Source organism: Nocardioides sp. SLBN-35, assembly GCF_006715725.1.
Lineage (GTDB): Bacteria > Actinomycetota > Actinomycetes > Propionibacteriales > Nocardioidaceae > Nocardioides.
The window spans coordinates 1595503-1617481 of the sequence record NZ_VFNU01000001.1; the positions used below are offsets into that span (position 1 = coordinate 1595503).

At 72.4% G+C, this 21979-nt stretch carries 23 protein-coding genes; 16 read left to right on the forward strand and 7 right to left on the reverse strand.

Translation table 11 applies throughout. The annotated features are described in order from the left end of the window. Nucleotides 1-53 precede the first annotated feature (53 nt). From FBY23_RS07810 to FBY23_RS07825, 4 genes are all read left to right on the forward strand, one after another. The gene (locus FBY23_RS07810) at nucleotides 54-875 is read left to right on the forward strand and encodes a M57 family metalloprotease (protein ID WP_141797624.1); all 822 of its coding nucleotides are present in this window, start codon (nucleotides 54-56) and stop codon (nucleotides 873-875) included. Nucleotides 876-937: 62 nt separating this feature from the next. After that, nucleotides 938-2011 (forward strand): redox-regulated ATPase YchF, encoded by a 1074-nt coding sequence (gene ychF, locus FBY23_RS07815; RefSeq protein ID WP_141797625.1) that lies wholly within the window; start codon nucleotides 938-940, stop codon nucleotides 2009-2011. A 113-nt stretch (nucleotides 2012-2124) separates the two neighbouring features. Next, the gene (locus FBY23_RS07820; protein ID WP_141797626.1) at nucleotides 2125-2958 is read left to right on the forward strand and encodes an SCO6745 family protein; all 834 of its coding nucleotides are present in this window, start codon (nucleotides 2125-2127) and stop codon (nucleotides 2956-2958) included. Nucleotides 2959-3126: 168 nt separating this feature from the next. Then, the gene (locus FBY23_RS07825) at nucleotides 3127-4050 is read left to right on the forward strand and encodes an EamA family transporter (protein ID WP_174245190.1); all 924 of its coding nucleotides are present in this window, start codon (nucleotides 3127-3129) and stop codon (nucleotides 4048-4050) included. Between the two features lie 12 nt (nucleotides 4051-4062). On the opposite strand, the gene FBY23_RS07830 is transcribed toward FBY23_RS07825, so the two are convergent. After that, on the reverse strand, nucleotides 4063-4707 hold the full coding sequence (locus FBY23_RS07830) for a dihydrofolate reductase family protein (protein WP_141797627.1): 645 nt from the start codon (nucleotides 4705-4707) through the stop codon (nucleotides 4063-4065). Between the two features lie 54 nt (nucleotides 4708-4761). On the opposite strand from FBY23_RS07830, the gene FBY23_RS07835 reads away from it, so the two are divergent. Further along, nucleotides 4762-5415, forward strand: a complete 654-nt coding sequence (locus tag FBY23_RS07835) for a glyoxalase (protein ID WP_141797628.1) — start codon at nucleotides 4762-4764, stop codon at nucleotides 5413-5415. After that, nucleotides 5412-6248, forward strand: a complete 837-nt coding sequence (locus FBY23_RS07840; RefSeq protein ID WP_141797629.1) for an alpha/beta hydrolase — start codon at nucleotides 5412-5414, stop codon at nucleotides 6246-6248. The genes FBY23_RS07835 and FBY23_RS07840 overlap by 4 nt, the downstream gene beginning before the upstream one ends. 9 nt (nucleotides 6249-6257) lie before the next feature. On the opposite strand, the gene FBY23_RS07845 is transcribed toward FBY23_RS07840, so the two are convergent. Continuing rightward, nucleotides 6258-6473: a hypothetical protein gene (locus FBY23_RS07845; protein WP_141797630.1), complete on the reverse strand. Its 216-nt coding sequence runs from the start codon at nucleotides 6471-6473 to the stop codon at nucleotides 6258-6260. Between the two features lie 160 nt (nucleotides 6474-6633). On the opposite strand from FBY23_RS07845, the gene FBY23_RS07850 reads away from it, so the two are divergent. After that, nucleotides 6634-8979, forward strand: coding sequence for a molybdopterin cofactor-binding domain-containing protein (locus tag FBY23_RS07850; protein ID WP_141797631.1), 2346 nt, complete (start codon nucleotides 6634-6636; stop codon nucleotides 8977-8979). 10 nt (nucleotides 8980-8989) lie between these two features. Beyond that, on the forward strand, nucleotides 8990-9469 hold the full coding sequence (locus tag FBY23_RS07855; RefSeq protein ID WP_141797632.1) for a (2Fe-2S)-binding protein: 480 nt from the start codon (nucleotides 8990-8992) through the stop codon (nucleotides 9467-9469). 9 nt (nucleotides 9470-9478) lie between these two features. On the opposite strand, the gene FBY23_RS07860 is transcribed toward FBY23_RS07855, so the two are convergent. Together FBY23_RS07860 and FBY23_RS07865 are read right to left on the reverse strand one after the other, a co-directional pair. Then, on the reverse strand, nucleotides 9479-10660 hold the full coding sequence (locus FBY23_RS07860; RefSeq protein WP_141797633.1) for a CdaR family transcriptional regulator: 1182 nt from the start codon (nucleotides 10658-10660) through the stop codon (nucleotides 9479-9481). A 53-nt stretch (nucleotides 10661-10713) separates the two neighbouring features. Next, nucleotides 10714-11337 carry a LysE/ArgO family amino acid transporter gene (locus tag FBY23_RS07865; RefSeq protein ID WP_141797634.1) on the reverse strand — a complete coding sequence of 208 codons (624 nt, stop codon included), beginning with the start codon at nucleotides 11335-11337 and terminating at the stop codon, nucleotides 10714-10716. A 79-nt stretch (nucleotides 11338-11416) separates the two neighbouring features. Here FBY23_RS07865 and FBY23_RS07870 point away from each other — a divergent pair, with 79 nt between their 5' ends. Further along, entirely contained in the window at nucleotides 11417-12307 is an 891-nt protein-coding gene (locus FBY23_RS07870) for an ArgP/LysG family DNA-binding transcriptional regulator (protein WP_141797635.1), read from the forward strand. Beyond that, on the forward strand, nucleotides 12304-12930 hold the full coding sequence (locus FBY23_RS07875; RefSeq protein WP_141797636.1) for a maleylpyruvate isomerase family mycothiol-dependent enzyme: 627 nt from the start codon (nucleotides 12304-12306) through the stop codon (nucleotides 12928-12930). Before FBY23_RS07870 ends, FBY23_RS07875 begins: the two co-directional genes overlap by 4 nt. Nucleotides 12931-12933: 3 nt before the next feature. Here the strand turns inward: FBY23_RS07875 and FBY23_RS07880 are convergent, their stop codons facing one another. Next, nucleotides 12934-13386 carry an SRPBCC family protein gene (locus FBY23_RS07880; protein WP_141797637.1) on the reverse strand — a complete coding sequence of 151 codons (453 nt, stop codon included), beginning with the start codon at nucleotides 13384-13386 and terminating at the stop codon, nucleotides 12934-12936. A gap of 57 nt (nucleotides 13387-13443) precedes the next feature. Between FBY23_RS07880 and FBY23_RS07885 the strand changes: the two genes are divergently transcribed. Beyond that, nucleotides 13444-14025, forward strand: coding sequence for a TetR/AcrR family transcriptional regulator (locus FBY23_RS07885; RefSeq protein ID WP_141797638.1), 582 nt, complete (start codon nucleotides 13444-13446; stop codon nucleotides 14023-14025). Here FBY23_RS07885 and FBY23_RS07890 read toward each other — a convergent pair. Further along, complete coding sequence (locus FBY23_RS07890) at nucleotides 14017-14358, reverse strand: hypothetical protein (RefSeq protein WP_141797639.1); 342 nt, start codon at nucleotides 14356-14358, stop codon at nucleotides 14017-14019. The two genes, FBY23_RS07885 and FBY23_RS07890, sit on opposite strands and share 9 nt — an antisense overlap. 79 nt (nucleotides 14359-14437) lie before the next feature. Between FBY23_RS07890 and FBY23_RS07895 the strand changes: the two genes are divergently transcribed. Then, the gene (locus FBY23_RS07895) at nucleotides 14438-15085 is read left to right on the forward strand and encodes a LysE family translocator (protein WP_141797640.1); all 648 of its coding nucleotides are present in this window, start codon (nucleotides 14438-14440) and stop codon (nucleotides 15083-15085) included. 21 nt (nucleotides 15086-15106) lie between these two features. Here the strand turns inward: FBY23_RS07895 and FBY23_RS07900 are convergent, their stop codons facing one another. Further along, nucleotides 15107-16543, reverse strand: a complete 1437-nt coding sequence (locus FBY23_RS07900) for a DUF222 domain-containing protein (RefSeq protein WP_141797641.1) — start codon at nucleotides 16541-16543, stop codon at nucleotides 15107-15109. Nucleotides 16544-16815: 272 nt separating this feature from the next. Here FBY23_RS07900 and FBY23_RS07905 point away from each other — a divergent pair, with 272 nt between their 5' ends. The 4 genes from FBY23_RS07905 to FBY23_RS07920 all read left to right on the forward strand — a co-directional run bounded on the left by FBY23_RS07905 (nucleotide 16816) and on the right by FBY23_RS07920 (nucleotide 21977). Continuing rightward, nucleotides 16816-18219 carry a xanthine dehydrogenase small subunit gene (locus FBY23_RS07905; protein WP_141797642.1) on the forward strand — a complete coding sequence of 468 codons (1404 nt, stop codon included), beginning with the start codon at nucleotides 16816-16818 and terminating at the stop codon, nucleotides 18217-18219. Continuing rightward, the gene (gene xdhB / locus FBY23_RS07910) at nucleotides 18216-20462 is read left to right on the forward strand and encodes a xanthine dehydrogenase molybdopterin binding subunit (RefSeq protein ID WP_141797643.1); all 2247 of its coding nucleotides are present in this window, start codon (nucleotides 18216-18218) and stop codon (nucleotides 20460-20462) included. Before FBY23_RS07905 ends, xdhB begins: the two co-directional genes overlap by 4 nt. A gap of 2 nt (nucleotides 20463-20464) precedes the next feature. Then, nucleotides 20465-21277, forward strand: a complete 813-nt coding sequence (gene xdhC, locus FBY23_RS07915; protein WP_141797644.1) for a xanthine dehydrogenase accessory protein XdhC — start codon at nucleotides 20465-20467, stop codon at nucleotides 21275-21277. 82 nt (nucleotides 21278-21359) lie between these two features. Further along, complete coding sequence (locus FBY23_RS07920; RefSeq protein ID WP_141797645.1) at nucleotides 21360-21977, forward strand: hypothetical protein; 618 nt, start codon at nucleotides 21360-21362, stop codon at nucleotides 21975-21977. Nucleotides 21978-21979 lie beyond the last annotated feature (2 nt).

The window sequence follows — 21979 nt, forward strand, 5'->3', positions numbered from 1 at the left end:
GTGGCGGCGATTCGATGAGCGCCGATCCACCCCATCCATCGAAAGGTTCTTGCATGTTGTCTTCCCGGATCCACAAGATCTCCGCCGGAGTCGCGTGCCTGGTCGCAGCCTTCGCGGGCGCGACCCTGTCGACCGCCGCCGATGCCGACAGCACCGCCGACGTGCCGACCTTCAAGGAGTTCGAGGCCTCGACGTACGTCGACGTCGACGGTGCCTACGTCGTCAACGGTGACGAGGCGATCAGCACCAGGTCCGACCTCCGCAAGTTCTACGACAGCATGGTCGAGTCCGGGAGGACGCCGGACAACGGCCTCGTCGTGAACACCGTCAACGGTGCCGACGACAAGTGGAGCGCCACGCAGGTCGCCAACCTGACCTACTGCGTGAGCACCAAGTTCGGCACCCGCCACGACGACATCGTCGCCGCGATGAGCGCCGGCGCCGGCCTCTGGGAGGCCGCGTCGTCGAAGATCAACTTCGTCTACGTCCCCGCCCAGGACGGCAAGTGCACGACCCGCAACAACTCCGTGCTGTTCTCGGTCGAGCCGGTCTCGACGTCGCAGTACATCGCGCGGGCGTTCTTCCCGAGCACCCCGAAGCGCCAGCGAAACGTCCTCGTCGACGACTCGATCTGGACCTCCGGCACCTGGGAGCCCGGCGACATCCTCGGACACGAGCTCGGCCACACGCTCGGCTTCCGTCACGAGCACACCCGGCCCGAGGCCGGCACCTGCTTCGAGGACAACAACTGGCGGCCGCTGACGCCGTACGACTCCTCGTCGATCATGCACTACCCCCAGTGCAACGGCGGCTCGGCCGACCTGGAGTTCCAAGCCTCCGACGCCGAGGGCGCGCGGGCGCTGTACGGCTCCTGATCCGGTGAGGGGGCCCGGCCGCTGATTCGGGCCCCCTCGTCGTACCGCCCTAGAATCCGGCCGTGGCACTCACCATCGGCATCGTCGGTCTCCCCAACGCGGGCAAGTCGACGCTCTTCAACGCGCTGACCAAGAACGACGTCCTCGCGGCGAACTACCCGTTCGCCACCATCGAGCCCAACGTGGGCGTGGTGGGCGTGCCCGACCCGCGCCTGGCCCAGCTCGCCGAGATCTTCGGCTCCGAGCGCCAGCTGCCCGCGACCGTCGAGTTCGTCGACATCGCCGGCATCGTCCGCGGCGCCTCGCAGGGCGAGGGCCTCGGCAACAAGTTCCTCGCCCACATCCGCGAGTCCGCCGCCATCTGCCAGGTGACCCGCGTGTTCCGCGACGAGGACGTCACCCACGTCGACGGCGAGGTCAACCCCGGCAACGACATCTCCACGATCCAGACCGAGCTGATCCTCGCCGACCTCGAGACGGTGGAGAAGTCCGTCGTACGGCTGGAGAAGGAGGCGCGCAAGGTCAAGGAGCTCGCCGCCAACCTCGAGGCCGCGCGTGAGGCCAAGGAGGCGCTCGAGGCCGGCACCCCGATCATCGCGACCTCGATCGACCGCTCGCTGCTGCGCGAGCTCTCGCTGCTCACCGCCAAGCCGTTCATCTACGTCTTCAACTGCGACGCCGACGAGCTCCAGGACGACGAGCTGAAGGCCAGGATGAGCGAGCTTGTCGCCCCCGCCGAGGCGATCTTCCTGGACGCGAAGTTCGAGTCCGAGCTGATCGAGCTCGACGACGAGGAGGCCGCCGAGTTCCTTGCCGAGGCCGGCGTCACCGAGCCCGGCCTGGAGGTGCTGGCCCGGGTCGGTTTCGACACCCTCGGCCTGCAGACCTACCTCACCGCGGGCCCCAAGGAGTCCCGCGCGTGGACCATCCCCAAGGGCGCCACCGCCCCCGAGGCCGCCGGTGTCATCCACACCGACTTCCAGAAGGGCTTCATCAAGGCCGAGGTCGTGTCCTTCGAGGACCTGCTCGCTGCCGGGTCGATGAACAAGGCCAAGGAAGCCGGCAAGGTCCGGATGGAGGGCAAGGACTACGTCATGGCCGATGGCGACGTGGTGGAGTTCCGCTTCAACGTCTGACAGAGGCAGGGGCGCATTCGTCCGTCCCAACCTGTCGAACCGGGCGACCCCTGTTCGTTGTCGAGGTGAGAGGCGCTCCGAGCGGCGCCACCACGACCACCGAAGGAGCGCAGATGACCCATCCGCAGGGAAAGGTCCGCCGCCTGTTCGAGCTGATCGAACCGATCGCCACCGTCAGCTTCTCCGAGGACGTCGACCGCGCGTTCCGGGAGGTCGGCATGCGCAACTTCTGGGACGGCTACTTCGCCGGCCGCGCGGCGCCCCTGGGACTCGCGCCCGCCGAGGTCGTCCACGCCGCGTTCTACAACTTCGCGGACGGCGAGGTGGCTCGTCACATCCCGTGGGTGTGGACGCGCATCAGCCCCGAAGAGGCGATCTCGCTGCGGGAGCGGGCCAGCGCCGCCGCACTGCGTCGGAAGCTCGGCGACATCGCCGAGGATGCCGGCCTGCAACGGATCGCCGACCTCGCCACCCGGGCGGCGGTCAGCGCCCCGACCGAGGGGCGGGCTCTGTACGCCGGCCTCCGGGCGCTCGCCGTACCCGAGGACCCTGTCGCACGCCTGTGGCATGCGACCACGCTGCTTCGCGAGCACCGTGGGGACGGCCACATCGCCGCCCTGTTGGCCCACGGCATCGGCGGGATCGAGGGACATGCCCTCCTGGCGGCGTCCTTCGGCCTGACGCTCGAGACCTTCGGCCGGACCCACCACCTGCCCGGGGCCGAGCTGGCAACGGTCGCCGCCGGCCTGCGCAGCCGCGGGCTGCTGGACGGCGACGGCGCGCTGACGGATGCCGGCCGCACCACCAAGCAGCGGATCGAGGACCTCACCGACACGCTCGCGACCGCCCCCTACCTGGCCTTGGACGCCGAGGAGCTCGACGAGCTGATCGCAGGACTCGGGCCGGTGTTCGCCGCGGCGTACGAACACGTTCCGCTCGACTCGTGACGTTCCTCCTGGCGAGCTTCCGGTACGACGGCGCGCTGCTCCTCGCGGCGTCGAGGAACTGCCAGTCTGCGTCGACCCGCTGCCAATCGACGCCGCAGCGCAATATCGCGTGGCGCGCGGGCTGTTGTCCTCGTCAGGATCGGTGGTGACCAGGCAGGCAGGAGTCCGATGAACAGGCAGGCTCGTCTCGGCATGGTCGCGACCGCCCTCGCGATCGTGTACGTCGTGTGGGGCTCGACGTACCTCGGCATCCGGGTGGTCGTCGAGGACGTGCCACCGCTGACGGGGATGGGTGCGCGGTTCATCGCGGCCGGGCTGCTCCTCGGTGTGGTGTTGCGGCTGCGCGGCGTCTCGGTGCGGGTCGGTCGCGGGGAGCTCCTCGGTGCAGCCCTGCTCGGGCTGATGCTGCCGCTGCTGGGCAACGGCCTGGTGGCGGTCGGCGAGAGCAAGGGCGCGCCGAGCGGGGTCGCGGCGCTGCTCGTCGCGGCAGTGCCGCTGTGGGTGGTGGCCTACCGGTTCGCGGGCGGCGACCGGCCGCGGGGGTGGTCGGTGCTGGGCGTGGTGCTGGGATTCGTCGGTCTCGCGTGGCTCGTGCTGGGCGGGCGCGGCCAGGGCGAGGTTCCGCTCGTCGGCGCGGCGTTCGTGCTGGCGGCCAGCGGGTTCTGGGCGTTCGGCTCGTGGGTGCAACCCCGCCTCACCCTCCCGAAGGACCCGTTCGTGCTCGCGGTCCACGAGATGTGGACCGGCGGGGTGATGATGGTGGCGCTGGGTCTCGCCGTGGGGGAGTCGCCCACCCCGTTCGCGTACGACGCCCGGACCTGGCTCGCGTGGCTGTACCTCGTCGTGATCGGGTCGATGGTCGGGTTCAGCGCGTACGTGTGGTTGCTCGCCAATGCGCCGATCGGCCTCGTCGCCACCTACGCGTACGTCAATCCGGTCGTCGCGGTCCTCCTCGGCCGGGCCCTGCTCGACGAGCCGATCACGAGTGCCGTGCTCGTCGGGGGCCTGGTGATCGTCGCGGCCGTCGCCGTCGTGATCACCGTCGAGCGACCACCCCGGCCGGCGGAGGACCCGGTGCTCGACCCGGCCTGAGCGTGGCGCGCCCTACCGACGGAACGTCAGGTGGACCGTGCCGCTCTCCGCGGTCTCGGTGACGACGTCGTAGCCGTCCTCCAGGCCACGCAGGTCGTCCCAGAGCCGGATGCCGCGGCCGAGCAGGATCGGCGCGATCGCGACGTGGAGCCGGTCGACGAGGCCGGCCGCGAGGAAGTCGCGGACCACGCGGGCGCCGCCGCCGATCCGGACGTCCTTGCCGTCGGCGACCGCGAGGGCGCGGTCGAGGGCCTCGCGGGGGGTGGCGGAGAGGAAGTGGAAGGTGGTGCCACCGGCCATCTCGATCGGGGGTCGTGGGGCGCCGTGGGACAGCACGAACACGGGGATCCGGAACGGCGGCTCGTCACCCCACCAGCCGCGCCAGTCGGGGTCGTCGGGGAAGTCGTGCAGGCCGAACATCCCGGCGCCCATGATCTCCGCGCCGAGCTCGGCGAAGTACGCCTCGGCGTACCTGTCGTCGACACCGGTGGTGCCCGCGCCCGAGGTGTCGTGCAGCACCCGCTCGCGGAAGGTCCGGGTCGCGGTGTAGGCGCCGGTCAGGCGCGGCCAGTCGTCACCGAAGGGGTTCTCGGGCGTCTGGTCGGTCGTCGTCGCGAATCCGTCCAGCGAGATGTTGAGGTCGACCCGGACTGCCATCGCGCCAGCCTACTGGCGACGGTGGCAGGCCGGGGCGACGGCTAGGGTCGGCCCGTGACCGTCGCCCTCGCCGACCTGCTCGTCGCCGACCCGCCGGAGGCGTGGCGGGAGGCCGGGTTCGCCGTGGACGACGACGGGACCTGCCGGGTCGGAGCGGTGCGGATCCGGCTCGTCGGGCGCGAGCACGGGACGGGCATCGTCGGGTGGGCGCTCGGCAATGTGCCCGAGGGCACCACCGACCTCGACGGCGTCCCGACCACCGTGTCCGCGGCCGCTCCGGCGCAGGGCGCCACCCATCCCAACGGGGTGACCCACCTCGACCACGTCGTCCTCCTCTCGCCCGACCTCGCGCGGACCACCGCCGCGCTGGCGGCGGTGGGGCTCGACGTACGGCGGGAGCGGGACGGCGCACTCGCAGGGGCGCCGATGCGGCAGGTGTTCTACCGCCTGGGCGCGGTGATCCTCGAGGTGGTCGGGGCGCCGGGCGTCGCCGGCGAGGGACCTGCCGGCCTGTGGGGACTGACCCACACCGTCGCGGACATCGACGCGGCGGCGGCGCTGCTCGGGGAGCGCACCAGCCCGGTGAAGGACGCGGTCCAGCCGGGGCGGCGGATCACCACGCTGCGGCATCGCGACCTCGGGATGTCGGTGCGGACGGCCCTGATCTCCCCCCCACATCCGCGCCCAGGGCTGACAATGTCTCGATGAAGTCACGCATCGGGGCAGTGCTCATCCTTCTCGCGGCGCTCGCGCTCGCCGGCTGCGGAGGCGACGACGAGCCGCGCGGCGCAGCCTCGCCGACGCCGACCCCCACGCCCAGCGCCTCGACGCCCAGCGCCACCCAGGCGCCGTGGCAGGCCCTCGACGGCCCGCTCGGCCGCTGCGGCCCCCAGCCCGCGGACGTCGCGGACACCGGGTTCGCGCCGACGGTCATCGAGGACGCCGAGGTCGGGAAGGTCAGCGCGGTGACCGCCGGGACCGGGCCGACGGTCGCGGTGCTGCTGCACCAGACCGACGGCAACGGTCTGTGCGGCTGGCTGCCGTACGCCGCCGACCTGGTCGCGCAGGGCGTGCAGGTGCTGGCGATCGACCTGTGCGGGTACGGCGAGTCGAAGTGTCGCGGCGATCGCAAGGGACCGCACCAGGTGGATGCCGTCGGCGTGGCCGTGCGCGAGGCGCGGACCCGGTTGGGCGCGACCAGGGTCGTGGTCGTCGGCGCCTCGATGGGTGGCAGCGTGGCGCTGATGACGGCTGCCACCGTCCCGGACGTGGACGCCGCCGTGGACCTGTCCGGGCCGGTCGACTGGGAGGGGATGGAGGTCGTCGACGGCGGGCGCGCGCTGAAGGTGCCGGTGCTGGTCGCGATGGCCGACGGCGAGGGCGAGGACCAGGTCACCGGAGCGCAGGCGATCGTCGACCAGGCGCCGGAGGGCAGCCGGTTCGAGGCCGCCGAGTCCGGTCACGGCTACGACCTGCTCCTCGACGCGGACGCCCAGCCGCTGCCGCTCGCGGAGACCGTCGCGACCTGGATCCGCGGCTGAGCCGCAGAGTCAGGGACGGCGCTGCAGGACCACCCAGCCGAGCGCCACGCCGAACCCGGCGACGATCGGGCCGATGAGCGAGAAGGTGTTGGACGTCTCGTCGCCGATGACGCCCCAGGACAGCAGGGTCCAGTAGCCGCCGACGAGCAGCAGCGCGATCGCCGGCGGCAGGCCGAACAGCAGCCGCTGCCAGCGCGGGCGGACGCCGTACCGGTCCTGGTCCATGCCCCGAGGCTACTGGGACCCGTCTTGGAGCAGTCTCCAACCCGCCTTGGACCGACTCACATGGTCAGGGCGGTGTGACGGGTGCCACGCTGCAGGAGGCCACCCGTTGTGGCGCTGCATGGGGCGGCGCCGGCCTCGGACGAACGGGAGACGTTCCGTCATGTCGCACGACCAGACGACCGACCAGGGGGACCGGCAGCCGACCGGTCGTCTCACCCGCCGCTCCTTCGTCGGCTACGTGATGGGTGGCACCGGCCTCGTCGTCGCGGCCGACCTCGCGCTCGGCGCCGCGCCCGCGCAGGCGGCCGGGCTGCCGATCCCGTCGGTGCCGCAGATCCCCGAGCTCTACGACCTCAACGACTTCCTCACCCACTGCACCCTGCCGACCTCGAACCTGATCGCGATCCACGTCGACGACCAGGGCGACGCCCACTTCGCGCTGCCGCGGATGGAGGTCGGGCAGGGCATCACCACCTCGACGGCGATGATCATCGCCGAGGAGCTCGACCTGCCCGTCGAGCGTGTGCACGTGACGCTCGCGCCGGCCCGCAGGGAGCTGCTGTTCAACCAGCTCACCGGCGGTTCCAACACCACCATCTCGACGTACACCCCGATCCGGGTCGCCGCCGCCGTCGCCCGCAAGGCGCTTCTCGACGCCGCCGCGATCCAGCTCGGTGCGCTCGTCACCACACTCAGCGTCAAGGGCGGCGTGATCTACGACCTGCTCGGCAACGCGCTCCCGTACGGCGAGGCGGCGGCCCTGGCCGCGCCGGCGACCACGAAGCAGGTGAAGGTCGAGCTCAAGACGCTCAGCGAGCACAAGGTCGTCGGCACGCCGCAGCGCCGCCTCGACGCCCGCGACGCGGTGACCGGGCGCAAGCAGTTCGCGATGGACCTCGACGTCCCCGGTGCGCTGCCGACCATGGTCTGCCGCGCCCCCGACCTCAACGGCACGGCCACGGCGATCCGCAACCAGGCCGCCGTCGAGGCGATGCCCGGCGTCACCCACGTCGCGATCATCCCGACCGGAGTCGCGGTGCGCGCGAAGACCTTCGGGCAGTGCATCGACGCGGTCCGAGCGCTGGACGTGGCGTGGAAGGGCGGCACCGTCGCGGGGAAGTCGTCGGCCGACATCCTCAAGGAGCTGCGCTCGGCGCAGCTGCCGCTCGCCGTGCCGAAGCTCGGCGCGACCACCGTCGAGGGCGACTTCGTCTTCCACTTCCGCAGCGGCTCGGCGCTCGAGCCCAACTGCGCGGTCGCGGACGTCAAGGACGGGACCGCCACGATCTGGGGCGGCCTGAAGTCGCCGGTCGACGCGCAGTCCAAGGTCGCGAAGGCCCTCGGGCTCGCGCCGGACGAGGTCACCGTCAACGTCGTGCAGGGTGGCGGCTCCTTCGGCCGCAAGCTGTTCAGCGATGCCGCCATCGAGGCCGCTCACGCGTCGAAGGCGTTCGGGGCGCCGGTGAAGCTGATGTGGCACCGCGCCGACGAGCCGCGACAGGGGCGCGTGCACCCGATGGCGACCTCGCGGGTGCGGGCCACGGTGCTGCTCGGCAGCGTGGTCAGCTTCGAGCAGCGGCACACCTCGGTGTCGACCGACTTCACCCACGGACTGGGGGAGCGGCTCACCGCCGAGGTCGCGGCCCTGCCGACCGGCCTGGCCAACCTCGGCTTCTCCGAGACGATCTTCCTCCTCAGCCAGGAGCTCCCCTACAACTTCGGGGTCGTCACCCAGCTGCTCAACGAGTCCAACCGTGACTTCGACCGGTTCAACACCAGCTCGGTGCGCAACATCTACTCGCCCGACGTACGCACCGCCAACGAGCTGATCGTCGACCAGCTGGCCGCGAAGCTGAACCTGGACCCGGTCGCGTTCCGGTTGAAGTACCTCAAGAGCGGCATCGTCAAGAACGTGCTGCGCAGGGCCGCCGAGCTCGGCGAGTGGGGCAAGCAGATGCCCAAGGGCACGGCGCAGGGCATCGCGATCCACAAGGAGTACAAGGGCGCCACGGCCGTCGTCGTCGAGATCGACTGCCGCCCCGAGACCGTCAACCGCAAGGTCCGCGACGCCGTCACCGGGCCGCGGGTCACCAGGGCGACGGTCGTCGTCGACTGCGGCCTCGCGATCAACCCGCTCGGCGTGCAGGCGCAGATGATGGGCGGATTCTCCGACGGCATGGCCCAGGCGCTGAGCTACAGCAACCACCTCGTCGACGGGCACTTCCTCGAGGCCAGCTGGGACAACTCGGCCTACACCCGGCAGTGGAACACGCCGTTGGAGTTCCACTGCGAGGTGATCGACTCCGACCGCCAGGAGCCCGGCGGGATCGGGGAGGCCGGCGTGGCCGCGTCGATGGCTGCGGTCGCGTGTGCCTACGCCCGGGCCACCGGGTCGATGCCGACCGAGTTCCCGATCAACTTCAACGCCCCGCTGCACTTCGAGCCGAAGTCGTTCGTCCCGTCCGTCCCCGAGTCGCCGACCAACGGCCTCGACTACGTCTCCTGAGGACCCCGCCATGCCGAAGCACACCTTCCAGCTCAACGGTGAGACCGTGACGGTCGACGTCGAGGACGACGTCCGCATCCTGTGGGTCCTGCGCGACGTCCTCGGCGTCACCGGCCCGAAGTACGGCTGCGGGATCAACGTCTGCAAGGCCTGCACGTCGCACATCAACGGCAAGGCCTTCAACCCCTGCTCGGTGCCTATCGACGCGATCGGCCCCGACGACGAGATCACCACCATCGAGGGGCTCGCCGACACCGCACCCGGGGACGGCCTGCACCCGATGCAGGACGCCTGGCTCGACCACGACGTCGCCCAGTGTGGCTACTGCCAGCCCGGGCAGATCATGGCCGCGGTCGCGCTGGTCAACCGGGTCCGCGCGGAGAACCGCAAGATCACCGAGGACGACCTCGACTCGATCCGCAACGTGTGCCGCTGCGGCACCTACCCCCGCATTCGCGAGGCGATCAAGGCCGGCGCCGACGGCATGTAGGTCCGGCGCTCACGGCAGCCGCACCGCGCGTACGGCGACCAGCAGCTCGACGACGTCCTCGAACCGGTGCAGGTCGGCGCCGGTCTTGAGCGCGATCCGCTCCAGCCGGTAGTAGACCGTGTTGACGTGCACGTGCAGCGCCCGCGCGGCCTCCTTCGCGTTGAGGTCGTGGGCGACGTAGGCCTCCAGCGAGTCGGCGTACACGCCGTCGGCGGCGAGGTCGTCGGTGAAGAAGCCGAGGATCTCGGGGCGGACCAGCTTGCGCACCGTCGGGTCGGGGCGGCGCACCAGGTAGCTCAGCGGCGAGATCGCCCCGAATGCCAGCAGCCCGGGGCGGCCCTCGAGGGTGTCGTGCGCGAGCAGTGCCTCGCGGTAGGCGTCCGGCGCGGCGTCGTACCCGCTGTGCGGGAGGCTGGTGCCGATCACCGCGTCGACCCCGGTCGCGGCCAGCTCCTTCGCGACCCGCTCGACGTCGGCGTCCAGGGGAACCAGCCCGACCAGCTCGTGGTGGCGTACGACGACCATGCCCGGTGCGTGCGCGGCGAAGGCCGGCCGGGCAGCCGCCCCCGGCGTCGCCACGATCGCGACATACCCCGGGGCGACGCCGCCGAGGCCGACGTGGGCGAGTGTCGTGCGGTGCTGGTCGAGCAGCGGCTGGCCGTCGAGCAGCCGCTCCAGCGTGTCGCGCTGGGTCCGCTCGAGGTCGGCGATCTGGTACTGCTGCGCCTGGTGGTACGCCGCCGCGGCGGCCGAGCTGCCGACCTCGATCGTGCGCATCACGTGGGACACCAGGGTGATCAGCACCGCCTCCCGCTCGGCTCCCTCCGCGGGATAGGCCTGCAGGGTCTCCCACATCGACAGCTGTCCGATCCGGAACGCCTTGAGGAAGTCCGCGAGCGGTACGCCGACCTCGACCCGCTTCTGCGCATGCCCCGTCGTCTGCGGGAAGTCCGCCAGGTCGGGGTCGCGGCCCTCGCGGACCGTGCGCGCGAAGACCGCGAAGATCTGGCGGCAGTGGGTCATGACCTCCTCCTCGAGCCCGCTGGTGCGGTACGCCGGCACCGCCGCCCAGATCGCGCGGGTGGCGTCGGTCGCGAGATCGTCGAGGCGGGCCTCGAACCACTCGGCGAGGCGCAGGCGGTCGAACTCGGGGGTCGTGAGCAGGTCCGAGAGGGGTGGATCCGGGAGCATCTCTCGACGGTAGCCGCGACAGGCTGGTCCTGCGTTGGTGCCTGCGCTCGGTCTCAGCCCAGGGCGAGCTTGACCGCGACCAGGATCATCGTGGCCGCGATGCACAGCTCGAGCACCTGCCAGGACCGCGGCCGGGCCAGCAGCGGGGCGAGGAGTCGCGCCCCGAAGCCCAGACCGCAGAACCAGAGCAGGCTCGCCAGCGCCGCGCCGACGCCGAACCACCAGCGGCCGGCGGGCTCGCCGCCGTCGTGGGCGGTGGCGATCGAGCCGATGAGGAGCAGCGTGTCGAGGTAGACGTGCGGGTTGAGCCAGGTCAGCAGGACGACCCGGGTGACCACGCTGCGCCGGGTCTCGGCCGCCGCGTTCGCGGTGCCGTTGGCGGCCGCCAGCGACTCGGGGCGGGTGGCGCGGCGCAGCGAGCCGACGGCGTACCAGAGCAGGAAGGCGACGCCCAGCCACCGCACGACCCTCAGCGCCCAGCCGGTCTCGTCGACGAGCGCGCCGACGCCGGCGATGCCCGCGGCGATCAGCACCGCGTCGGAGACCGCGCAGATGAGCACCACCACGCCGACATGGGAGCGGAGCAGGCCCTGCCGCAGGACGTAGGCGTTCTGGGCGCCGATCGCGACGATGAGGGAGGCCGTGGTCAGCAGACCGGCGAGGGCAGGGGCGAGCACGCACTCGAACCTAGGGGTCCCTGGTGGTGAAGGACAGCGAATGTTCCTTCATGAACATGAGCGTTGCTTAACATGAGTCATGCGCTTCGACCCCACCCAGCTGGAGACCCTCGTCGCCATCACCGAGGAGGGCACCTTCGAGGCAGCCGCCCGCCGGCTGCACGTCACCGCGAGCGCGGTGAGCCAGCGGGTGCGTGCCCTCGAGCAGGCGGCGGGCCAGGTCCTCGTCCGCCGTACGACGCCCGCCACCGTCACGCCGGCGGGGGAGCCGCTCGTCCGGCTCGGCCGGCAGCTGCGCCTCCTCGGCACCGAGGCCGCCGTCAGCCTCGGCAGCGACGAGGTCGTCGACCTCGCGGTCGCGGTCAACGCGGACTCGCTGGCGACCTGGTTCCGGCCGGTGCTCGCCGCGGTCGCCGCCCGCCCCGGGACCGCGCTGCGGCTGCATGTCGAGGACCAGGCCTACTCCGACGACCTGCTGCGCCGCGGCGAGGTGCTGGCCGCCGTCACCGACGAGCCGCACCCCGTGCAGGGCTGCGTGGTCGAGCGGCTCGGCGGGATCAGATACACGCCGGCGGCCGCACCCTGGCTCGTCGACCAGCACCGGCGCGGCCGCGGCATCGACTGGGCGGCGATGCCACTCGTCGTCTACAACGAGAAGGACCACCTGCAGGACGACCTGCTCGCCGCCCACCACGCCGGCCGGCCGCCCGTCGTGCACCGGGTGCCCAGCACCGCCGACTTCCACGAGGCGATCCGGGCCGGGCTCGGCTGGGGGATGCTGCTCGACCCGCAGCTGTCCGCCAGCCTGGCCGCCGAGGAGGTGGTCCGGCTCCCGGGGGCCCGGCCGGTCGTCGTACCGCTCTTCTGGCAGCGGTGGCGCCTCGACAGCCCGGCGCTGGCCGCGCTGAGCGATGACGTCCGCCGGGCGGCGCGGGTGTTGTCGGTGGCACGGGCTACGAAGGTGTCATGACCGACGTGTGGCCGTTCGTCCGCCAGGAGCGCCTCGCCCTGCTCGCCGACCTCGAGTCCCTGACCGCGGAGCAGTGGGACGTCCCGTCGCTGTGCGCGGGGTGGAGTGTGCACGACGTGGTGGCCCACCTCGTCGACGTCGCGAAGACGTCGGTGCCGCGGTTCGTGCTGACCATGGCGCGGGCCCGCTTCGACTTCGACCGGCAGAACCAGGACGGCGTCGAACGGGAACGAGGCCGCACGCCCGCCGAGACCGTGGCCCGTTGGCGCGCCGCCGTCGACCTGCGCAGGTCGCCGCCGGCCCCGCGAGTGACCCGCCTGGTCGAGGAGATCGTCCACGGCGAGGACGTCCGCCGCCCGCTCGGCATCGCCCGGGCGTACGACGACGGCGCGGTCGCCGACGCCTTCGGGTGGCAGGTCCGCACCTCCGAGGCGATGGGTGGCACGCGGCGCACCCTCGCCGGGCTGACTCTGGCGGCGACCGACGCCGGCCTCGTCCACGGCGACGGGCCGCGTGTCGAGGGGCGCGCCATCGACCTGCTGCTCGTCTCGGCCGGACGCACGGTCGTCCTCGACGACCTCAGCGGGCCCGGGGTGGCGACGCTGCGCGAGCGGTTCGCGTGAGGCTCAGGCCTCCGCCGTCGCCTTGATCCCGGTCAGCGTCTGCCGCATCCCGTCGCGCAGCGACGCGGTGAACACGTCCATCCCGCCCAGGAACCCCTCGGTCAGCTCGCGGGACAGCTCGGAGATGCCGTCGGGCGTGGACCGGCGTTGGGTGAGCACGGTGCCGGCGCCGTCGGGCGCGAGGTGGAAGGACCACACGGCCCAGTTCTCCTCGACCCGGAACGCGATCTCCTGTTCCGGCTCGAACCGCAGGATCCGTGCGTGGGTGGTCCACTCCAGCTCGCCGTGCTGGTTGCGGTTGGTGAACGCGACGCCCTCGCCGGGCTCGCCGCCGTCCTTGATCCGGGTGGAGGTGACCTGCGGGCTCCACTCGGCCATCCGGCGTACGTCACTGACGAGTGCCCACACCGTGCCGGGCGGGGCGTCGATCCCGATCGAGTCCTCGAGCTGGTCCATGCCTTCGGACGGTAGCCGCGATCAATCTTTACGTCCAGTCGGACGTATAGTTTTCCCATGACCTACGACGGACGACGGGCCCGGGGCGACGCGACCCGGCGACGGGCGGCGCGGTGCGCGGCCGACATCGCCACGACGCACGGCCTCGACTCGATCTCCGTCGGCGGCCTCGCGTCCGCGACCGGGCTGAGCAAGAGCGGCATCCTCACCGTCTTCGGCACCCGCGAGGCGATCCAGGTCGCCGCCGTCGCCGAGGCCCGCCGGGTGTACGTCGACACGGTGATCGCGCCCGTCTGGGGAGCCGCGCCCGGGCGGGACCGGCTGGCCGCGCTGCTCGACGCCTGGGTCGACTACCAGCGCGCCGGCGTCTTCCCCGGCGGGTGCTTCGTGGCGGCGACCTCAGCGGAGTACGGACACCGCGACGGTCCGGTCGCCGCCGCCGTGCGCGCCCTCAAGCGGGAGTGGCTCGAGCTGCTCGAGGGCGAGCTCCGGGCCGCGGGTGTCGCGGACCCGGCCGAAGGAGCGTTCCGGATCGACGCCTACCTGGTCGCCGCCAACACCCGGCGCCAGCTCTTCGGCGACGACACCGCGCTCGCGACCGCGCGTCGGCTCGCCCTGGCGGTGGTCGGGTCAGGCTGAGCGCGACGAGCCCTCGTGGGCCCGTCGTACCAGCTCGACCACGGAGACGCCGCGCTCCACCGGCGAGGTCCGCTCCTGCCGGTCCAGCCACATCGCGGCGTCGAGCGCATCGGTGGCGAGCCGGCGCAGCGCGTCGGCGCCGAGCTCGCCGTCATCCTCGTCCGGCTCGGCGATCGTGGCGGTGAACGAGCTCGTCACGCCCTCCAGCCACCAGGTGCGCAGCAGGCCGAAGGTCGGGCCCTCGTGCAGCAGCGTGCCCGGGTCGTCCTCGGCGTGCTCGCCCGGCGTCGTCACGCACCACGCCGGGCAGTCCGGCCGCTCGTCCGCCTCCATCTCCCTGCCATCGGCGCACCGGCCGTCCGAATGAGGAATCGGCTCGCGCGGAGGCCGGTCGCGGACGGATACTTCCGTCATGCCGTCGACCAGTCAGCTCGCCGCCTTCGCGATCGCCTCGTTCCTGTTCATCCAGGTCCCGGGCCCGAGCCTGCTGTTCACCATCGGCCGCGCGCTGACGGTCGGTCGCCGCGACGCGCTCCTGTCGGTGGTGGGCAACGCCCTCGGCCTGCTGGCGCAGGTCGTGCTCGTCGCGGTGGGCCTCGGTGCTGTGGTGGCGGCCTCGGCGACGGCGTTCACGCTGCTCAAGCTCGCCGGTGCGGCGTACGTCGTCTACCTCGGCGTGCGCGCGATCCTCCACCGCGCCGACGCCCGCGCCGCCCTCGAGGCGGTCGGCCTGGGCGCGGAGGCGGCGCCGAGCAGTGGGTTCGCGTCGGTGCGGACCGGCTTCGTCGTCGGCGCGACCAACCCCAAGACGATCGTGTTCTTCGTGGCCTTCCTGCCGCAGTTCATCGACGGCGGGGCGGCGGCCGCGCCGCAGCTGGTGCTGCTCGGCCTGCTGTTCGGCGTGATGGCGGTCTGCTCCGACGGTTGCTGGGCGCTGCTGGCCGCCCGGGCCAGGGACTGGTTCGCCCGCAAGCCGAAGCGCCTCGACTCCCTCGGCGCCGCCGGCGGCGTGATGATGGTCGGCCTCGGGATCACCCTCGCGACCGCCGAGAGTCACTAGGACGGCGGTCGGCCGGCGGGCTCAGGCGGCGTAGTCGTCGGCGGGGACGATCGCGTCCTGGGCGTGGAGCTGGTACTCGGCTCGGGTGATCGCGGTGGTGCCGCCGCCGGTGACGAGGCGGTAGAGGCCGTGGGGGGTGCCCCAGATCCACTTGTCGGGTCCGAGCTGCATCACCGTGTAGCCGGGCACGTGGGTCTTGGCTCGGTGGTGGTGCCGGGTGAGTGGGGTGTCGTTGTGATCGCCGGTCTGGCCGGGTGGGCCGTGCTTGTCGTACGGCGTGGTGTGGTCGTGGTCGGGTGTCCGGCCGTTTCTGTTGAAGAGGCCGGTGGCGTGGGGGAACACGTCCCCGACTGTGCGGAGCTGGGTGCGGTGCTTGACGTCGGTGGGGTGTTCGTAGCCGTTGACCGAGCGTCCGGTGTGGAGGTCGATGACGGGCTGCACGGTGATGGTGGCGTGCCGGTGCAGGAGGTTGCGGACCTGGGTGAGGAGCCTGGGGCCGAGGTTCTCGATGCGGGCGAGGGGACCGAGGGCGCCGGTGTCGGTGAGGGAGATGTGGACGATGAGTTCGGCGGTCGGGTTGCGGGGGTCTCGTGACGGTTGCTGCGCAACCTCCTCGACCTCCGAGGTGCCCGGGGTGTCGTTGATGCCGTTCAGGAACGCGAGGACGGCTGCGGGGTCGGCGAGCATCGCGAACGCCTCGGCCCGCCAGTGGTCCATCGACAGTGGTTCGGCACTGTCGGGGACGTCGGCGTGCTCGGCGAGGGCGGCAGCGAGGTCGTCGACCGTGTGCTGGTGGGCGAGGGTGTCGGCCTCGTCGAGCCGCGCGAACACCGTTCCCACGCCGGCAGTGTTGACCGCATCGTTGTCGTCGACCTGGGAGCCCGGCCGGGGCTTGGGGTACCAGACACCCTTGTCCTGCTGGTTCTTCTCGACCCGGGCCTGGTGGGCGGCGGGGTCGGCCTCGATCACCTTGGCCTCCGCGATGGCCAGGATCCGCGACGGCGACTCGTCCAACGCGGCAGCGACAGCCTCATCGACGATCCTGATCTGGTGGCGGTCGAGGGTGCGGGACATCCGTGCAACCCGCCGCACCACCCACACCTCGCACCGTCCCTCACGGACGCCGGCCCAGGTCTGCGGGAGGCGGTGGCGCAGGTCGAACGCGTCGGCCAGGGCGCCGCGGGTCGAGAGCACGTGCTCGTGCCGGGCGATCGCCATCTCGACCAGTGCGAGGTCGGCGACCTCCGGGGTCCCGTCCCCGCCCAGGGTGATGAGCCGCGGTCCGCCGTACCGGACCGGGACGGCGTCGGGCTCGGTCTGCGGGTCACCGGAGTGGAGGTCGGCCCAGGCGAGCAGCAGCTCCAGCTTGCGGACCTCGAGAAGCCTGGCCTCCCGGACACTGTCCTCGGCCGCGTGGAGCAGCTGCTCCGGCGTGGCATCCGAGAGGTCCGAGATCATGCACCCATTCTACTCGCACATATGTTCGAATCCTATGGTCCGCGAGGAGTTTCTCCTTGTTTCTAGGGGGTTTTCGACCACGCGTGAACCGTCACCCGACCGCGGAACCCAGCCACCTCGCCACCGTCCTCGTCGCTGCCTTTCGGAAGGCAACCATCTACGCACCCGAAGCCCGCGAACAGTCGGCGAAGAAAGACGCACCTCAACCGGCGGGAGTCGCGCCTCGCGAACCCGCACCCTTGCGGTGGCTCCATGACCTAACGTTGGCAGTGATGAGCACGGATCCGGCTCCAGGGCCGGGCGCAGCCGTCACGGTCAACGGAGCCGCCCGGGCGCTCCTCGGCGCCCAGCCGCCGCTCACCGCGCTCGACTGGCTGCGCGGCCAGGGGCTCACCGGTGCCAAGGAGGGGTGCGCCGAGGGGGAGTGTGGCGCCTGCGCCGTCCTGCTCGCGAAGCCCGGGATCGACGCGCCGACCGAGTGGACCGCGATCAACGCCTGCCTGGTGCCGGCCGCCGCGCTCGCCGGGCAGGAGGTCGTCACCGCCGAGGGCCTCGGTACGCCGGACGCGCTGCACCCCGTCCAGCACGAGATGGCCGTCCGGGGCGGCTCGCAGTGCGGCTACTGCACGCCGGGATTCGTGTGCAGCATGGCCGCCGAGTACTACCGGCCGGGCCGCGCCTCCTTCGACCACCACGCCCTGTCCGGCAACCTGTGCCGCTGCACCGGCTACCGCCCGATCGTCGACGCCGCGGAGGCTCTGGGCGCCCCGGCGGCCGACGACCCCCTCGCTGTCCGAACGACGACCGCGCCACCACCCGTCCCACAGCACCGCGTCGCGGGCTGGGGCCGCCCCGCGACCCTCGACGAGGCACTGAGCCTCCTCGCCGAGCCCGGCGCGGTCGCCGTCGCGGGCTCGACCGACCTCGGCGTCGAGGCCAACCTCCGCGGCTCCCGCCCGGGCCTGCTGGTCGCCATCGACCGGCTCGACGAGCTGCGCGGCCTGAGCGTCGCCGATGGCGTGGTCGAGATCGGCTCGGCCCTCACGCTCAGCGAGGCCGAGCGCCGGCTGGAGGGCCGGATTCCCCTGCTGGACGCGGTGTTCCCGCAGTTCGCGTCCCGGCTGATCCGCAACGGCGCGACCATCGGCGGCAACCTCGGCACCGGCTCACCCATCGGCGACCTGCCGCCCGCGCTGCTCGCCCTCGACGCCGATCTCGTGATGGTCGGCCGCGACGGGGAGCGCACGGTCCCGCTCACCGACTTCTTCACCGGCTACCGCCGGTCGGTGCGGCAGCCCGGGGAGCTGATCGCCCGGATCCGGGTGCCGCTCCCGCTCGCCACGACCACCGCCTTCCACAAGATCGCCAAGCGCCGCTTCGACGACATCTCCTCGGTGGCCGTGGCCTTCGCGCTCGACATCGAGGCGGGCACCGTGCGCAGGGCGGCGATCGGGCTCGGCGGAGTGGCGGCCACCCCGATCCGCGCGACCGCTGCCGAGCGGGCCCTCGTCGGCCGCGCCTGGACTCCCGACGGCATCGCCCCGGCCGCGACAGCGCTGGCCGAGGCCGGCACGCCGCTCGACGACCACCGCGCGAGTGCCGCCTACCGCACGGCGATGCTCGGCCAGGCGCTCCCGCGACTGCTCGCCGAGACGACCGAGGGGGTGCGGTCATGAGCGTCGGCGAGGCGCGCCCCCACGAGGCCGCGGCCCTCCACGTCACCGGCCGCGCGCTCTACACCGACGACCTCGCCCTGCGCGCGCCCGGCGTCCTGCACGCCCACCCGGTCCAGGCGCCCCACGCGCACGCCCGGATCACGCACCTCGACCCGCGGCCGGCGTACCGGATCCCCGGTGTGGTGCGGGTCCTGACCGCGGCCGACGTCCCCGGCGTCAACGACTCCGGCACCAAGCACGACGAGCCGCTGTTCCCCGACGAGGTGATGTTCCACGGCCAGGCGGTCGCGTGGGTGCTCGGCGAGACGCTCGAGGCCGCCCGCCTCGGCGCGGAGTCCGTCGACGTGTCGTACGACGACCTGCCGTCCCTCGTCACGCTCGCCGACGCCATCGCCGCCGGCTCGTTCCAGGGCGCGCGGCCGACCATGGAGCGCGGCGACGTCGAGGCCGGACTCGCTGCCAGCACGCGGGTCTTCGAGGGCGTGACCGAGCTCGCCGGCCAGGAGCACTTCTACCTCGAGACACATGCGTCCTTCGCCCAGGTCGACGACGACGGCCAGGTGTTCGTGCAAGCCAGCACCCAGCACCCCACCGAGACCCAGGAGATCGTCGCCCACGTGCTCGGCCTGGCCAGCCACCAGGTGACCGTGCAGTGCCTGCGGATGGGCGGCGGGTTCGGCGGCAAGGAGATGCAACCCCACGGGTACGCCGCCGTCGCGGCCCTCGGCGCCACCCTCACCGGCCGCCCGGTGCGGGTGCGGCTCACCCGCCAGCAGGACATGACCATGAGCGGCAAGAGGCACGGCTTCCACGCCACGTGGAGGGTCGGCTTCGACGACGACGGCCGGCTGCAGGCGCTCGACGCGACGCTCACCTCCGACGGCGGCTGGAGCCTCGACCTCTCCGAGCCCGTGCTCTCGCGGGCGCTGTGCCACATCGACAACGCGTACTGGGTCCCGCACGTCCGGGTCGCCGGCCGGATCGCCCGCACCCACACCACCTCCCAGACCGCGTTCCGCGGCTTCGGCGGCCCCCAGGGGATGCTCGTCATCGAGGACGTCCTCGGTCGGTGCGCGCCCCTGCTCGGCCTGGCGCCCGAGGAGCTGCGCCGCCGCAACTTCTACGTCGAGGGCCAGGCCACCCCGTACGGACAGCCGGTGCGGCACGCCGAGCGCCTCGACCGCGCCTGGCAGCAGGTCCTCGACACCAGTGAGTACGCCGTGCGACGCAAGGAGGTCGAGCGTCACAACGCCGGGAGCCCCCATTCCAAGCGGGGTCTGGCGATCACGCCGGTGAAGTTCGGCATCTCGTTCAACTTCACGTCCTTCAACCAGGCGGGCGCCCTCGTGCACGTCTACAAGGACGGCTCGGTGCTGATCAACCACGGCGGCACCGAGATGGGCCAAGGGCTCCACACGAAGATGCTGCAGGTCGCCGCCACCGCGCTCGGCCTGCCGGTCGAGCGCGTCCGGCTCGCACCGACCCGCACCGACAAGGTGCCCAACACCTCGGCCACCGCCGCCAGCTCCGGCGCGGACCTCAACGGCGCCGCGGTCAAGGACGCCTGCCACCAGATCCTGGCGCGGATCGCTCCCGTGCGGGCCCGCCTCGGCGAGGACGCGTCCTGGCAGGACGTCGTGCGGACGGCCTACCTCGACCGGGTCCAGCTCTGGGCCGCCGGCTTCTACCGCACCGAGGGCCTGTCCTGGGACGCGACCACGATGACCGGTCACCCGTTCAAGTACTTCGCCTACGGTGTCGCCGCCGCCGAGGTCGAGGTCGACGGATTCACCGGTGCGTACGCCGTGCGCCGGGTCGACATCGTCCACGACGTCGGCGACAGCCTCTCCCCGCTGGTCGACCTCGGCCAGGTCGAGGGCGGGTTCCTGCAGGGCGTGGGCTGGCTGACCCTCGAGGACCTGCGCTGGGACAGCTCGGACGGCCCCCATCGGGGGAGGCTCGCGACGCAGTCCGCGTCGACGTACAAGCTGCCGAGCCTGTCCGAGCTCCCTGCCGACCTGCGGGTCGCGCTGCTCGAGCGGGCCACCGAGGACGGCGTGGTCTACGGCTCCAAGGCCGTCGGTGAGCCGCCGCTGATGCTCGCCTTCTCCGTGCGCGAGGCGCTGCGCGACGCGGTCGCCGCCTTCGGGGTTTCGACAGGCTCAACCAGCAGGTCGGTCGAGCTGGCCTCCCCGGCGACACCCGAGGCGGTCTGGTGGGCGATCGAGCGGGTCAGGAGCTGAGCATGGACTGGCTGCGCGCGCTCCAGCACCTCCGCGCCACGCGGACCCCGGGCGTGATCGTGACGATCGCGGAGGTCCGCGGCCACGCCCCGCGCGCGGCCGGCGCCAAGCTGGTCGTGGCGGCCGACCGGACGTGGGGGAGCATCGGCGGCGGGAACCTCGAGGAGACCGCCGTACGACGGGCGCGGGTGCTGCTGCGCGACGCTGCCACCTGCGCGACCACACAGACGCACGACCTCTCCGACCGGGCGCCGACGGAGCACGGCGTGCAGTGCTGCGGCGGGCAGGTGAGGCTCCTCTACGAGCCCGTGCCGGTCCGGAGATCGGTCGCGGTCTTCGGGATGGGCCACGTCGGGCTCGAGCTGGCCCTGCTGCTCAGCCGCCACGACCTCGAGCTGCACCTCGTCGACTCCCGCGCCGACCAGCTCGCCGACGACCGCCTGGCCCCCGTGCTCACCGGGCCGGCCGACGTACGGGTGCACCGGGTGCCCGTGCTGCCCGAGCTCGTCGTCGCTGACCTGCCCGTCGGCACCGATGTCCTCGTCCTCACCCACGACCACGCGGAGGACCTCGCCCTGCTCGACGCGCTGCTCCGCTCCGACGTACCCGGCTCGATCGGGCTGATCGGCTCCAGCGCCAAGTGGACCCGCTTCCGGGCCCGGCTCGCCGGGCTCGGCCACGACGCGACCGCCATCGCCCGCGTGCACACGCCGATCGGCGACCCGGCGGTGAGCGGCAAGGAGCCGGCCCGGATCGCGCTGGCGGTTGCTGTGGAGTTGCTCACGACCAGCGGCGCCGCGCGTTTGGAGGCGTGAGCGACAGGTTAGGTTCAACAGCGTTGAGATGGCTTGCTGAGAACGCGGGCCGCCCCGTCGCGCGTAAGGACCCGGCCTCGCCATGAGCTACCCCCCGCCGCCCCCGCCCCCGCATGCCCAGACCTGGGCGGCGCCGTCCGGCCCCCCGCCGAAGCGCAGCCGCACCGGACTGACCATCGCGCTGCTGGCGGTCGGGCTGGTGCTGGTCCTGGGCGTGATCGGCATCGTCGCCCTCGTCGTCCGCGGTGACGACTCCGACGGCTCGGGCGACTCGGCCGGCGACGCCGGTGGCGCGCACGAGGCGTCGTGCGAGGTCTACACGGACGTGGTGCTGAGCAGCGAGATCTGGGCGGCCACCGAGTTCGACCCCGACAAGGTGCAGGAGCTGTACGACGCGGCGCTCGCCGACATCACCGACGACGACGTCGCGGCGCTGGTGGAGCAGGAGGCCACCGTCAAGGTCTCCTACTACCGGGCGCTTCGGGAGTGGAAGCAGGCCGCCGAGGATGCGCTGAGCCGGGGCGAGTACCCCGAGACCACCCTGCCGGACGATCTCACGGCCCAGCACACCGAGATCCAGGACGCGCAGCGCGCTGTTCTCGAGGAGTGCCAGGACACCTTCCCCGACCGGGGGAACCAGCCGGTACCGAAGATCACGGCGCCGACCCTCAACACGCCCAGCTGGATGGACGAGGAGTGATG